The sequence below is a fragment of the Agrobacterium sp. a22-2 genome (assembly GCF_012276985.1).
Lineage (GTDB): Bacteria > Pseudomonadota > Alphaproteobacteria > Rhizobiales > Rhizobiaceae > Allorhizobium.
In genome coordinates this window covers 273,153-286,863 of record NZ_JAAXMM010000001.1, presented here as the reverse complement: position 1 = coordinate 286,863, position 13,711 = coordinate 273,153, and the positions used below count along the sequence as shown (strand labels likewise).

Genomic DNA, 13,711 nt, shown 5'->3' with positions numbered 1-13,711 from the left:
CTTGCTTCAGGATGAAGCCGAACATTTATTCAGCGGCTGCTCCGAACGCCGGCGCGTTAGGCGTTCCGTCCGTATTGGCCGGTGTCTTGTCGGTCTTCGTAGCGCCGCCCTTCGGTTCGCGACCGAAGAACAGTGCATAGCCGGCCGGCAAAACGAAGATTGTCAACACGGTGGCCACCAGAATGCCGCCCATCATCGCGTAGGCCAGCGGCCCCCAGAACACGCCGCGCGAGATCGGGATCAGGGCCAGAACCGCCGTCAGCGCCGTCAGCATGATCGGCCGGAAACGCCTGACGGCTGCACCGATGATTGCCTCCGAACGCACCATGCCGGCGGCGATATCCTGGTCGATCTGGTCGACGAGGATGATCGAGTTGCGGATGATGATGCCGAGCAGCGCGATGACCCCGAGGATGGCCACGAAGCCGAAGGGAGCGCCGGTGACCAGCAGGGCAGCCGAAGCCCCGATGATGCCGAGCGGTCCGGTGGCCAGCACAAGCATGGCCTTGCCGAAATGCTGGAGCTGTACCATCAGCAGCACGACGATGAAGAACAGCATCACCGGCGCCTTGGCGGCGATCGAGGCCTGGCTGCTGGCCGATTCCTCGGCCCCGCCCTGGATCTCGATCGAGTAGCCGACCGGCAGGCTGTCGCGCAGATCCTGCATGCTGTTGTAGAGCGCCACGCCGACATCGCTGCCTTCCACGCCGTCGGGCAGGGTGCCGCGCACGGTGATGGTCGGCAGGCGGTCGCGGCGCCATTCGATGCCCTGTTCCAGCACAGGCACGACCTTGGCGATCTGCGAAACCGGCACGAAACCGCCGAAATCGGTCGGCACGTAGACCGAGTCCACGGCCGAGAGCAGGCGACGTGTGGCGTCCGGTTCGCGGGCGACGATGGAAACGGTTTCCTCGCCGTCGCGGAAGGAATCGAGCGGTGCGCCGGAGACGGCGGCCTGCACCATCTGGCGAACCCGCTGCGAGGTGACGCCGAGGGCACGGGCGCGATCCTGGTCGATGACCAGTTTCATCGTGGTCACCGGCTCCAGCCAGTCGTCATGAATGGTGGCGATGCGCGGATCCTGGGCGAAACGTTCTTTCACTTCATCGGCGATCCGGCGCACTTCGTCGCGCTCCGGTCCGATGACGCGCAACTGCACGGGCCAGCCGACCGGGGGACCAAGGAACAGGCGGTCGACCTTGAAGCGTACCGAGGGAAAGTCCTCGGTGAGGATCGAGCGCAGCTTGGGGATCAGCCGCTCGCGCGCCTCGGCGTCTTTCGACATGACGAGCAGCTGGGCGAAATTCGGATTGCGCAGCTGCTGGTCGAGCGGCAGGAAGAAGCGAGGGATGCCTTCGCCGATATAGGTGGCCACGAAGGTCTTGTCCGGATCGTCCATGATCCGCTGCTCGAGCGCACGGGCCTGGTTTTCGACCTCGCCAATGCCGGTGCCCTCGGGCAGCCACAGGTCGACGAGGATTTCCGGCCGCGAGGATTGCGGAAAGAAGCTCTGTGGAATAAAGCCGAAGGAGAACAGGCTGCCGGCGAAGACGGCAAGCGTCAGGCCGAGCACGATAACGCGGTGGCGCACCGACCACGCCACGGTCTTGTAGAGACGGCGATAGAAGCGAGTGTCGAACACGTCGTGATGCTCGCCGCCGGCATGGGCGCGCTGCCTGAGGATCATGTGCCCGAGCCAAGGGGTGAAATAGACCGCGACGACCCACGATGTGACCAGCGCGATGCCCACCACGTAAAACAATGAGCGCACATATTCGCCGGCCGTCGATGCGGCAAATCCGACCGGAATGAAACCGGCAATGGTGATCAGCGTGCCGGTCAACATCGGAAAGGCGGTGGACGTATAGGCAAAGCTCGCCGCGTCCAGCTTTTCCATGCCTTCCTCGAGCTTGCGCTCCATCAATTCGACCACGATCATCGCATCGTCGACGAGCAGGCCGAGCGCGATGATCAGCGCGCCAAGCGAGATGCGCTGCAGCTCGATGCCCATCTGGTACATGATCGCGAATGTGGCAGCCAGCACCAGCGGAATGGTGATGGCGATGACCAGGCCGGAACGCCAGCCGATCGACAGGAACGACACCACGAGAACGATTGCCAGCGCCTCCAGCAGCGCCTGGGTGAATTCGCCGACGGCTTCGGTCACCACTTCAGGCTGGTTGGAGATCTGGTCGACCGAAACCCCGATCGGCATCGCCTCGACGAAGCGGTCATAAGTGGCCTCGACGGCCTTGCCCACGTCGATGACGTTGAAGCCGGGGGCCATGACGACACCGATCTGCACGCTGTCCTGGCCGTTGAAGCGGAATTTGCGGGTATAGGGATCCTCAAGTCCCGCGGTCACCGTGGCGATGTCCCCGAGGCGGACGATCTGGTCGCCGGCCTTCAACCGCAGTTCGCGGATATCGGCTTCCGAGCGTACGCCGCCCTCGACCGAAACACGCACCGAGCGCAACGAGGTTTCCACCGATCCGGCGGCGTCAACGGTGTTCTGGCCCGCCAGCGCATCGGCGAGGTTGGTCAGCGTCAACCCGCGTTCGGCCAGAACCTTGGAGGAGATGTCGATGAAGATCTTGCGCGGCTGGTCGCCAAGGATTGTCGCTTTTTCAACGCCCGGCGTCGCCAGCAGCATGTCGCGGGCCTGGATGGCAAAATCCTTCAGCTCGGGAAAGCTGTAGCCCTCGCCAGTCAAAGCATGCATGGTGATGAAGGTGTCGCCGAATTCGTCGTTGAAATACGGCCCCATCAGGCCGTCCGGCAGTTCGTTTTCGATGTCGCCGATCTTCTTGCGCACCTGGTAAAAGGCATCCTTCACCTCGGCCGCATTGGTGTCGCCCTTGATGTTGACGGTCGTCACCGAAATTCCGGCGCGGGTATAGGAGCGGACATAATCGAGATGCGGCGTTTCCTGCAGCTTGCGCTCGATCTTGTTGACCACCTGGTCCTGCATCTCCTCGATCGAGGCGCCCGGCCAGACGGCCTGGACCACCATGACGCGGAAGGTGAAGTCCGGGTCTTCCTTCTGGCCCATATTGGCGATGCCGAGAGCACCGGCGATGATGATCAGCGCAAATAGGAAGCGCGCGATGCTGGTGTGGCCAATCGCCCAGCGCGACAGGTTGAAAGACGCATTTTCTCGGTCGGACGTGCTCATCGTGAGCCCCTTCGCTGTCGGGATTTTCTGGACGAATGGATCTTGGAATTAGCGGACGACGACCGGTTCCGGTCCTTCGGCCTTGGCCGTGCGCAGGCTTTCTGGACCTGCGACGCGAACCTTCATGCCAGCCTTCATGAACTGCGTGCCGGCGGTGACGATCGTGTCGCCCTTCTGCAGCCCCGATGTGACCAGCACGCCGTCTCCGGAGAAGCTGGCGAGCGTGACGGGACGCGGATGCACGGTGCCTGCCGCCCTGTCGACCACCCAGACCGTCGGCGCGTCACCCTCCTTGGAAAGAGCGGCGAGCGGAATCTCGTAGCCGTCGGCACTGCCGTCTGTCACGGCATTAATGGTGGCCGTCATGCCCAGCAGGACGCGCGGGTCGTCGGGAAGGCTGACGCGGACCGAAAACGTGCGCGACTGCGGGTCGGCGCTGCCGGCAACCTCACGCACGGTGCCGTCGAGCAGCAGGGCATCGTTTGACCAGAAGCGTGCCTTGACGCGCATTCCGGTCTGGAACTGGGCGATATCGGTTTCCGGAACTGCGATCTGGACTTCTTTCTCGCCATCGATCGCCACCTTGACCACAGGCGTGCCGGAGCCGACCACCTGGCCGGGCTCTCCGGCAACTTCGGTGACGATGCCGGTCACGTCGGAACGCAGCTGCGTATAGGTGACCTGGTTCTTGGCCTGCTCCAGCGCCGATATTGCGGACTGCTGTGTCGAGACGGCCTGGTCGTAGCTGAGCGTGCGCTCTTCCAGTTCGGATTTCGAAGCGGCGTTCTTGGCGAACAATTGCTCGGCGCGGGATTTGGCGATCCTGAGCGTCGCCACCTGGCTGTTTGCCGATTGCAGAGCTGCCTCGGCGCTGCGAACGCTCAAATTATAGTCGGAGGCGTCGACGCGGGCGAGCAGATCCCCCGGCCGAACCCGCTGGCCGATGTCCACCACGCGCTCGATGATCTTGCCATCAACGCGGAAGGCGAGGTTCACTTCGTAGCGTGCCTTGACCGAGCCGGAATATTCCAGCTTGCGGCCCTGGCTCATGGCGGTGACCTCCACGACCTTGACCGGGCGGATCACTTCGGGCGCTTCGGCCACCTCCTCGCTGCAGCCGGTTGCCGCAAGGGCGATGACGGCCAGGGCAAGGCCCGCAAAAAGGGATCTTCCGGCACTGCTATTGCTCAACGTAACCATGATGCGCTCCTGGCATACTGAATGGGTCGGGAACGGCGAGAGCCGTGAACTATCTGTTTTTCTTCAGGGATCTCAGGGCAAACTCGATGAGTTCATCGGCATTCGCCCTGTTTGGCTTCTGCAGGCATTGGGCCACCATCTGCGGGTGGCAAAGCGTCACCATGCAGGCGCCGAAGCAGCGTGCCGCACGGATGGGGTCTTGTTCCTCGAATTCGCCGGCAGCAATACCGTCACGGATGATCGACGCGACCACGTCGTCCAGCCGCGAAATATGACCTTCGATGACCGGCCACTGCTGGTCGAGCGCGACGACGACCATCTCGTGGACCTTCTCTTCGTCCAGCATGGTCTCGACCGTCATGCGGTGGAGCTGCAGGCCATATTGGCGCAGCCGCTCCTCCGCACTCAGGGGCAGGCGGGCGATCGCCAGTACCGCCTCATGGCCGGCATCCAGCATGCGCTGGGCGATCGCCTGATGAATATCCGCCTTCGACGAAAAGAAGCGATAGATGTTGGCCGGCGACATGCCGAGGTCACGGGCAATGTCGGCAACGTTGGTCTTCGCGTAGCCGTAGTGACGGAACAGCCGTTCCGCCGCATCGAGGATGCGGTGGACATTGTCCAGCCGAGTGGATTCGGCGGCGGCTTCCAGGGGTTCAATCATACGGCAGTTCACTTTCGATTTACGACTGACGAATTATCATTTTCGTTAGTCGTAAATCGGAAAGCGACATTTGTCAATCCCACTGCCCGGGTTGCAGGACATGGTAGCGCTGCAAAAGACACATGGCGGCCCGGCCGATCAGTCAGATGGGCCGGGCGGGCAGGGCAGGGGAGTCTGGGGAAAGGCGAGACGAAAGAAGCCGTTTGCGGCTGCTGAATGGCCTTATACCAAATCTCGATGATAGGAACCTACAGGATGGCTTCTCGGTCCTGCTGGCGTCGTCGAGATTTGGTGTTAAGAGGTGGACTTGCCGCGCAGCATCTCGATGATGGCGGAAAAATCGCGGCCGGCATTGCCCTGTTTCTCAAACAGGCCGTAGAGTTGCGCGGCTTCTGCACCAAGCGGGGTGGATGCGCCGCTTGCCAGCGCCGCCTCCTGCGCCAGCATGAGATCCTTGAGCATCAGGGCGGCGGCAAAGCCGGGTTTGTAACCGTTGTTGGCCGGCGAGGTCGGCACCGGACCGGGCACCGGGCAATAGGTGTTGATCGACCAGCACTGACCGGACGAGGTGGACGCGACATCGAACAGTGCCTGATGGGAGAGCCCGAGCTTTTCCCCGAGCGCAAAGGCTTCGCAGACGCCGATCATCGAGATGCCGAGGATCATGTTGTTGCAGATCTTGGCGGCCTGTCCGGCGCCTGCGCTGCCGCAATGCACGATCTTGGCGCCCATGCTGTTGAGGAAAGGTTCAGCCGCGGCGAAGGCGGCTTCGGTGCCGCCGGCCATGAAGGTCAGCGTCCCGGCGCTCGCACCACCGGTGCCGCCCGAAACCGGTGCATCAAGCGACAGGCAACCAGCCTCCTCGGCCAGCCTGTGGGCACTGCGTGCACTGTCCACATCGATCGTCGAGCAATCGATCAGCAGGGTACCAGCCGGCACGGCTGCAACAAGATCACGCCAGACGGACAGAACATGGGCGCCCTTCGGCAGCATGGTGATGACGCCTTGCACAGACTGCAAGGCCTCGGACAGTGTGCCGCATGGCTTGACCCCGGCCTCGGCCGCCGCTTTCAACACGGTTTCCGACAGATCGAAACCGGCCACCTGATGGCCAGCCTTGACGAGGTTTGCGGCCATCGGTCCGCCCATATTGCCAAGGCCGATAAAAGCGATCTGTGTCATCTCTGGGATACCTTCATAAACGGTGATCGGGAAAAAGCGGGTGATGCCCGATAACGAGATAGCGGGCGATGTCAGTGTCGGAGACGGCGCCGAGATTGGCCGGCTGCCATTGCGGATTGCGGTCCTTGTCGATGATCGCGGCGCGCACGCCCTCGTAGAAATCGTGACCGCGCAGCACTTCCGTGCCGGCGGCGAACTCCCGCTCCAGGCATTCGACAAGGCCTGAACTCTCCCGGCCGAGCCGGAGCAGTCGGAGCGCCAGCTTCAAGCTGGTCGGCGAGCGCTTCAGCATGGTGGCGCGGCTGTCCTTAGCGAAATCGCCAGGTTCGTGCTCCAGCGCCGACAGGATCTCCTCCACCGTATCGAAACGGAAGGCCCGGTCGATCACGGTCCGGTTCTGGCTGAGAGACCCCTCCGGAAGAGCGAGGGAGAACCGTCCGACCACCGCCTCGACGGCCTCGAGGTCGGCATCGGCTCTTAATGCGCCAAGCGCTGCCACCAGCCCGTTGAGATCGGCGGATGCCACGGCATGATCGGCAAGGCCGGCAAAGAGTGCATCCGCCGGGCTGATCTCGTTGCCCGTCAGCGCCATCCATGTCCCGGCCTCGCCGGGCGCCCGTGGCAGCAGCCACGTGGTGCCGACATCGGGAAAATAGCCGATGCCTGTCTCGGGCATGGCAAGGCGGGTGCGCTCGGTGACGATCCGGACGGCGCCGTGCGAGGCAAGGCCCACGCCGCCGCCCATGGTGATGCCGTCCATCAGCGCCACATAGGGCTTGGGATAGTGGGAGATCGTATAGTTGAGCGGAAATTCCTCCCGCCAGAACTGCGTCACCGCGGCATCGCCGGCCTTGCCCTGATCATAGATCTTGCGGATATCGCCGCCAGCGCAAAGACCGCGCTCGCCAGCACCGGCCAGGATGACGCAGGCCACATCAGGGTCGTCGATAAAATCCGCCATGGCTCGTTTCATCACCCGCACCATGGGCAGGGTAACGCTGTTCAGCGCCTTCGGCCGGTTGAGGCGAAGGATCGCTGCGCTGCCTTGCCGTTCGATGAGGATTTCGTCGGTGTCGTGTTCCATGTCGTGCATCTCTCTCCCGCCGATTGGTCATTTTCCCGAAATGGACCCGTTGGCGGCGGCTGTCCAGCGCATAGGCGGCCAGACAGGCCCTTGGCTCTATCGGTTATCCCTGAGGATCATTTCGGCGGCTTTTTCGGCGATCATGATGGTCGGCGAGTTGGTATTGCCCGAGGTGATGGTCGGCATCACCGAGGCATCGGCAATCCGCAGCCGCCTCAGCGCCCGCATTCGAAGCCGCGGATCGACCACGCTGTCCGGATCGCCGCCCATGCGCATCGTGCCGGCGGGATGGAAGATCGTCGTGCCGATGTCACCGGCGGCCCTTTCCAGGTCCGCATCCGTTTCGAACGCGGGACCGGGCCTGTATTCCTGCGGATTGAAGCGGGCGAACGAGGGTTTTGAAACGATCTCCCGGGTCAGCCGGATCGCCCTGACGGCCACGTCGCGGTCCGACTGGGTGGAGAGATAATTCGGCCGGATTTTTGGTTGTGCGGCAAAATCCGGGCTTCTCACATGCACCGAGCCGCGGCTTTCGGGCCTCAGGTTGCAGACGCTGGCGGTCATTGCCGGAAAGGCATGGACAGGGTCGCCAAACTTGTCGAGCGACACCGGCTGCACGTGATACTGCAGATCCGGCGTCTCCTTGTCCGGTCCGGAGCGGGTAAAGATGCCGAGTTGACTCGGCGCCATCGACATCGGTCCGGAGCGCTTCAGCGCATATTCGAGGCCGATCGACGCCTTGCCGAAGAAGGAACTGGCCTTTTCGTTCAGCGTCGGCACACCGGTCACCTTGTAGACCATGCGCAGTTGCAGGTGGTCCTGCAGGTTCTCGCCGACCCCCTTGACCTCTTTGATAGTCTCGATGCCGGCTTCGCGCAGAATGTCGCCGCGGCCGATGCCGGAGAGTTCCAGAATATGCGGCGAGCCGATCGACCCGGCACAGAGAACGGTCTCACGCCGTGCCAGGGCCTGCTTTGCAACGCCGTCATGCTGATATTCGACGCCCGTCACTTCGCCGTCCTCGACCAGCAGCCGGCGCACCTGTGCCTTGGTCAGAACCGTAAGATTGGCGCGGCCGCGGGCCGGCTTCAAAAAGGCCTTCGCGGTGTTCCACCGGATGCCGGAGCGCTGGTTGACGTCGAAATAGCCGGCGCCTTCGTTGTTGCCACGGTTGAAATCCTCGGTCGCCGGAATGCCGGCCTCTCCGGCCGCCTTCTGGAAAGCCTCCAGCACATCCCAGCGTACCCGCGCCTTTTCCACCCGCCATTCACCGCCGGCGCCGTGCAGATCGCTTTCGCCGCGATAGAAATCCTCCGACTTGCGGAAGATCGGCAGCACATCGTCCCAGCCCCAGCCCTCGCAGCCCATCTGCCGCCAGAGATCGTAGTCGCGCGCCTGGCCGCGCATATAGATCATGCCATTGATCGACGAGCAGCCGCCCAGCACCTTGCCGCGCGAATAGTTCAGCGCCCGGCCGTTCAGCCCCGGCTCGGCCTCGGTCATGAAACACCAGTCGGTGCGCGGATTGTTGATGCAATAGAGATAGCCGACCGGGATATGGATCCAGTGGTAATTGTCGCTGCCGCCGGCCTCCAGAAGCAGGACGCGGTTGTTGCGGTCGGCCGAGAGGCGGTTGGCAACCACGCATCCGGCACTGCCGGCCCCGATGATGATATAGTCGAACTGGTCCATGCCCATTCTCCGCAGGTCTTCCTTGCCGCCTGTCGCGCGACAGCGGGCCTGCTCATTCTTTGCTGTATCCCATGGTCGGAGCCGGGCAGGGCCTGGCTCGCCATGCCTTATTTGCGGTGTTCGAAGCCGAATGCCCGGCCAAGGCGGGATGCGTAGAATTCGCCGATCAGGCCCCGCCGGAAGAGCAGGACGCAAACCATGAAGACAACGCCCGTGATGATGGTCACCGGGAAATCCGAGGTCGCCAGGTAGTTCTGCAGGGCGACCACCAGGCCGGAGCCGAAAATCGGGCCGATCAGCGTGCCGATGCCGCCGAGCAGCGTCATCAGGATGACTTCGCCGGACATCTGCCAGGTGACGTCGGTCAGCGTCGCGAACTGGAAGACCAGCGCCTTCAACCCTCCGGCAAGACCGGTCAGCGCTGCAGACATCACGAAGGCGCCAAGCTTGTAATACTGCACGGAATAGCCGAGTGAGATCGCCCGCTGTTCATTTTCGCGGATCGACTTCAGGATCATGCCGAACGGCGAGTTGACGAAGCGCCAGATGATGAGCAGGCCGATGACGAAGACCGCTAGCACGAAATAATACATATTGGTTGGCCCGGAGAGATCGATCAGGCCGAACAGATGGCCGCGCGGCACGCCCTGAAGTCCATCCTCGCCTTTGGTGAACTCGGCCTGCAGGCAGAAGAAGAAGAACATCTGCGACAGCGCCAGCGTGATCATCGCGAAATAGATGCCTTGCCGCCGTATCGCGAAGAAACCCATGATGAGGCCGAGCACGGCGGCTCCCAGCACGCCGACCAGGATCGCCAGCTCCGGCGTCAGGCCCCATTCCTTGGCGGCATGGGCGGTGAAATAGGCCGCGCCACCGAAGAAGGTCGCATGGCCGAACGACAGCAGGCCGGTATAGCCGAGCAGCAGGTTGAAGGCGCAGGCAAACAGCGCGAAGCACAGGAGCTTCATCAGGAAAATCGGATAGAGGAAGATCGGGGCGAGAAGCAGCGCAATGAGACCGACCGCCAGGAAGGTGATCTGCACCGCTGCAGCCTTGCGGCTGAGGCCCGAGGATTGGATCTTGGAACTGGTCATATCGGTGATATCCGCCATGTTACGCATCCCGTCCGAAGAGACCGGCCGGCCTGATCAGCAGGACCACGGCCATGATCACGAAGACCACGATATTGGATGCCTCGGGATAGAAGACCTTGGTCAGCCCCTCCGCCACCCCCAGCATATAGCCGGTGATGATGGCGCCGAGGATCGAGCCCATGCCGCCGACGACCACGACCGCGAAGACCACGATGATGATATTGGTGCCCATCAGCGGCGACACCTGGTAGATCGGCGCCGCCAGCACGCCGGCAAAGGCGGCGAGACCGGCCCCGAGCGCGTAGGTCAGCGTCAGCAGCAGCGGCACATTGATGCCGAAGGCCTGCACCAGGACAGGATTTTCCGTCGCCGCCCGCAGGTAGGAGCCGAGCTTGGTCTTTTCGATCAGCAACCATGTAGCGATACAGGCCAAAAGCGAGACTACCACGACCCAGCCGCGATAGATCGGCAGGAACATGAAACCGAGATTGACGCCACCGGCCAGGGCTGAGGGGACCGAATAGGGCTGGCCCGAGGCGCCGTAGAGATAGCGGAACGTGCCCTCGATGGTCAGCGCTAGGCCGAAGGTGAAGAGCAGTCCGTATAGCGGATCGATCTTGTAGAGCTGGCTGAGCATGGTCCGCTCGATGGCAGCACCGAACAGGCCGACCAGAAGCGGCGCCAGGATCAGCGCAAACCAGTAGTTGATGCCGAGATATTGCAGGAGCAGCAGGGCAACGAAAGCCCCAAGCATATACTGCGCGCCATGGGCAAAATTGATGACCCGCAGCAGGCCGAAAATGACCGCAAGGCCAAGGCTGAGCAAGGCATAGAAGGAGCCGTTGATCAGTCCGATCAGCAATTGCCCGAACAGGGCCTGCATGGGTATTCCGAAAATCATCGTCATCTCGTCAGACCCCCAGAACCTTGTTGAGCATGCCCATGCGTTCGGGCAATTCCGCCACCGGGAAATCGCCAACCATCTGGCCGTGATCCATCAGGTAGAACCGGTCGGCGACCTTGCTGGCAAAGCGGAAATTCTGCTCGACCAGCAGCACGGTCATACCGCGGGTTTTCAGTTTCTTCAGCACCTCGCCGATGCGCTGGACGATGACGGGCGCCAGACCTTCGGTCGGCTCGTCGAGGATCAGCAGCCTGACGCCGGTGCGCAGGATACGGGCCATGGCCAGCATCTGCTGTTCGCCGCCCGACAGCTTGGTGCCGGGGCTGGAGCGACGCTCCAGGAGATTGGGAAACAGCTCATAGATCTCGTCGAGCGGCATGCCGCCCTTGGCGACCACCGGCGGCAGCATGAGGTTCTCCTCGACGGTCAGCGTCGAGAAGATGCCGCGCTCTTCGGGCACGAAGCCGATCCCGGCATGGGCAGTGCGATGCAGAGGCACAGACATCATGTCGCGGCCGTCGAAGCGGATCTCGCCCTTGCGTTCGCGCAGGATGCCCATGATCGTGCGCAGTGTCGTCGTCTTGCCGACGCCGTTGCGGCCGAGAATGGTGATCATCTCGCCTTCCTCGACGGTCATGTCGACACCGTGCAGAACATGGCTTTCGCCGTACCAGGCGTTCAAATTCTTGACTTGCAGCAGAGTGCCCATGTCAGTGCTCCTCGTTGCCCATATAGGCCGTCCGCACCCGGGGATCTTCGCTGACCTTGGCATAATCGCCCTCGGCCAGGATCTCGCCGCGCTGCAGAACCGTGACATGGTGGCAGATATCGGCAACGACTTTCAGATTGTGTTCGACCATCAGCACGGCCCGTTCCCTGGCGACATTGCGGATGATCTCGGCAACGATGCCGACGTCTTCCTGCCCCATGCCGGCCATCGGCTCGTCGAGCAGCAGCACTTTCGGTTCAAGCGCCAGGGTTGTTGCGATCTCCAGCACGCGCTTGCGGCCGTAGGAAAGATCGGCGGCAACCGCATTGCGTTCCCTGGAGAGGCCGACGGCGGTAATCAACTCGTCGGCCCGGGCATTCAGCCGGTCGAGCGCCGACATCGGCTTCCAGAATTGCGTGGCCAGATGGTTGGGTCGCTGCAGGGCGACGCGCACATTGTCGAGCACCGTCAGATGCGGGAAGACGGCCGAGATCTGGAAGGAGCGGACCAGTCCCAGACGCGCCACCTTGTCGGGAGCGACCCGCGTAATGTCCGTGCCGAGAAGACTGATCGTCCCACTCGTCGGCGCCAGAAACTTGGTCAGCAGGTTGAAGACCGTGGTCTTGCCGGCGCCGTTCGGCCCGATCAAGGCATGGACGCGCGCATGGTGCACATCCAGATCGACATTGCTGACGGCGGCGAAAGCCCCGAAGCTCTTGCAGAGACCGCGGGCGGACAAGACCACCCGCGGTTCTTCCTGCATCTGTGCAGTGTTCAGCGACATGTGTGCTTTACTTCGCAGCCAGATCGCAGCCGCTCTTGGCCGGATCGATATAGGCTTCCTTGCCGGGGATCGTGGCGAGAACGTCGTAGTAATCCCAGGCAACGTCGCTCTCACCGGGCTTCTTGACCTGCAGCAGGTACATGTCGTGGAACATCCGGCCATTGGCGCCAACCGTGCCGCCGCGTCCGAACACGTCGTCGACCGGCATTTCATGCAGCACCTTCGAGACGGCTTCCGTCTCATCCGTGCCGGCCTTGTCGATTGCCTTCAGGTATTGAAGCACGGCGGAATAGGTGCCGGTATGCACCATGTTCGGCATCTTGCCGGTGCGGTCGAAGAAGCGCTTGCCGAATTTCTGGCTTTCCTCGTCGCGGTTCCAGTAGAAACCCTCTGTCAGCGTCAGGCCTTGCGCGGCCTCAAGCCCAAGGCCATGCACTTCGGCCAGGGTGAAGAGAAGGGCCGCCAGTCGCTGGCCGCCGGCCGTGATGCCGAATTCGGCGGCCTGCTTGATGGCATTCTGGGTGTCGGCGCCGGCATTGGCAAGGCCGATGACTTTTGCGCCGGACGATTGGGCCTGCAGAAGGAAGGACGAGAAATCGTTGGAGGCGAGCGGATGGCGCACGGCGCCGGTGATCGTCCCGCCATTGGCCTTGACGAAATCGCCGGTCTGCTGCTCGAGCGAATAACCGAACGCATAGTCGGCGGTCAGGAAGAACCAGCTGTCGCCGCCCTGCTTGACCAGAGCACCGCCGGTGCCGACGGCCAGGGCGTGCGTGTCATAGGCCCAATGGAAGCCGTAGGGGCTGCACTGCTTGCCGGTCAGTTCCGTGGTTGCGGCACCGGTGACGATGTCGATTTTCTTCTTTTCCTTGGCGATCGCCTGCACCGCGAGCGCGACCGAAGACGTCGTCAACTCCATGATCGCGTCGACCTGCTCGGTGTCGAACCACTGGCGGGCGATGTTGGAAGCGATGTCGGCCTTGTTCTGGTGGTCGGCGTCGACAATCTCGACCGGCACGCCCAGCACCTTGCCGCCAAAATCTTCAATGGCCATCTTGGCCGCTTCGACCGAAGACTTGCCGCCGAAATCGGCATAGACGCCGGACTGGTCGTTCAGGATGCCGATCTTGACCTTGCCATCCGACGCATCTGCGAATGCCGAGGTGCTGCTTGCCAGCACGAGTGCCATGGATGCGATAAGATTCTTGCGCATAATTTCTCCT

General features: G+C 62.6%; 11 protein-coding genes. All 11 read right to left on the bottom strand.

Annotated elements, in window-relative coordinates; all coding sequences use genetic code 11:
* Positions 1-25 precede the first annotated feature (25 nt).
* The 11 genes from HFC70_RS01360 to HFC70_RS01310 all read right to left on the bottom strand — a co-directional run bounded on the left by HFC70_RS01360 (position 26) and on the right by HFC70_RS01310 (position 13,701).
* Positions 26-3,175, bottom strand: a complete 3,150-nt coding sequence (locus HFC70_RS01360) for an efflux RND transporter permease subunit (protein WP_168471395.1) — start codon at positions 3,173-3,175, stop codon at positions 26-28.
* A gap of 48 nt (positions 3,176-3,223) precedes the next feature.
* On the bottom strand, positions 3,224-4,375 hold the full coding sequence (locus tag HFC70_RS01355) for an efflux RND transporter periplasmic adaptor subunit (RefSeq protein ID WP_168471394.1): 1,152 nt from the start codon (positions 4,373-4,375) through the stop codon (positions 3,224-3,226).
* A 49-nt stretch (positions 4,376-4,424) separates the two neighbouring features.
* On the bottom strand, positions 4,425-5,039 hold the full coding sequence (locus HFC70_RS01350; RefSeq protein WP_168471393.1) for a TetR family transcriptional regulator: 615 nt from the start codon (positions 5,037-5,039) through the stop codon (positions 4,425-4,427).
* A gap of 294 nt (positions 5,040-5,333) precedes the next feature.
* Positions 5,334-6,221 carry a 3-hydroxyisobutyrate dehydrogenase gene (gene mmsB / locus HFC70_RS01345; RefSeq protein WP_168471392.1) on the bottom strand — a complete coding sequence of 296 codons (888 nt, stop codon included), beginning with the start codon at positions 6,219-6,221 and terminating at the stop codon, positions 5,334-5,336.
* 13 nt (positions 6,222-6,234) lie between these two features.
* Positions 6,235-7,305, bottom strand: coding sequence for an enoyl-CoA hydratase/isomerase family protein (locus HFC70_RS01340; protein ID WP_168471391.1), 1,071 nt, complete (start codon positions 7,303-7,305; stop codon positions 6,235-6,237).
* Positions 7,306-7,401: 96 nt separating this feature from the next.
* Positions 7,402-8,997, bottom strand: a complete 1,596-nt coding sequence (locus tag HFC70_RS01335; RefSeq protein ID WP_168471390.1) for a GMC family oxidoreductase — start codon at positions 8,995-8,997, stop codon at positions 7,402-7,404.
* Positions 8,998-9,104: 107 nt separating this feature from the next.
* Positions 9,105-10,109, bottom strand: a complete 1,005-nt coding sequence (locus HFC70_RS01330) for a branched-chain amino acid ABC transporter permease (protein ID WP_168471389.1) — start codon at positions 10,107-10,109, stop codon at positions 9,105-9,107.
* Position 10,110: 1 nt separating this feature from the next.
* Positions 10,111-10,998, bottom strand: coding sequence for a branched-chain amino acid ABC transporter permease (locus tag HFC70_RS01325; RefSeq protein WP_168471388.1), 888 nt, complete (start codon positions 10,996-10,998; stop codon positions 10,111-10,113).
* 4 nt (positions 10,999-11,002) lie between these two features.
* Positions 11,003-11,704 carry an ABC transporter ATP-binding protein gene (locus tag HFC70_RS01320; protein ID WP_168471387.1) on the bottom strand — a complete coding sequence of 234 codons (702 nt, stop codon included), beginning with the start codon at positions 11,702-11,704 and terminating at the stop codon, positions 11,003-11,005.
* Position 11,705: 1 nt separating this feature from the next.
* Positions 11,706-12,488, bottom strand: coding sequence for an ABC transporter ATP-binding protein (locus tag HFC70_RS01315; RefSeq protein WP_168471386.1), 783 nt, complete (start codon positions 12,486-12,488; stop codon positions 11,706-11,708).
* Positions 12,489-12,495: 7 nt separating this feature from the next.
* On the bottom strand, positions 12,496-13,701 hold the full coding sequence (locus HFC70_RS01310) for an ABC transporter substrate-binding protein (protein WP_168471385.1): 1,206 nt from the start codon (positions 13,699-13,701) through the stop codon (positions 12,496-12,498).
* Between the last annotated feature and the right edge of the window lie 10 nt (positions 13,702-13,711).

Coding starts and splice junctions, on each gene's coding strand:
- HFC70_RS01360 (WP_168471395.1), bottom strand. CDS start 3,175: ATGAGCACGTCCGACCGAGAAAATGCGTCTTTCAACCTGTCGCGCTGG.
- HFC70_RS01355 (WP_168471394.1), bottom strand. CDS start 4,375: ATGGTTACGTTGAGCAATAGCAGTGCCGGAAGATCCCTTTTTGCGGGC.
- HFC70_RS01350 (WP_168471393.1), bottom strand. CDS start 5,039: ATGATTGAACCCCTGGAAGCCGCCGCCGAATCCACTCGGCTGGACAAT.
- mmsB (WP_168471392.1), bottom strand. CDS start 6,221: ATGACACAGATCGCTTTTATCGGCCTTGGCAATATGGGCGGACCGATG.
- HFC70_RS01340 (WP_168471391.1), bottom strand. CDS start 7,305: ATGGAACACGACACCGACGAAATCCTCATCGAACGGCAAGGCAGCGCA.
- HFC70_RS01335 (WP_168471390.1), bottom strand. CDS start 8,997: ATGGACCAGTTCGACTATATCATCATCGGGGCCGGCAGTGCCGGATGC.
- HFC70_RS01330 (WP_168471389.1), bottom strand. CDS start 10,109: ATGGCGGATATCACCGATATGACCAGTTCCAAGATCCAATCCTCGGGC.
- HFC70_RS01325 (WP_168471388.1), bottom strand. CDS start 10,998: ATGACGATGATTTTCGGAATACCCATGCAGGCCCTGTTCGGGCAATTG.
- HFC70_RS01320 (WP_168471387.1), bottom strand. CDS start 11,704: ATGGGCACTCTGCTGCAAGTCAAGAATTTGAACGCCTGGTACGGCGAA.
- HFC70_RS01315 (WP_168471386.1), bottom strand. CDS start 12,488: ATGTCGCTGAACACTGCACAGATGCAGGAAGAACCGCGGGTGGTCTTG.
- HFC70_RS01310 (WP_168471385.1), bottom strand. CDS start 13,701: ATGCGCAAGAATCTTATCGCATCCATGGCACTCGTGCTGGCAAGCAGC.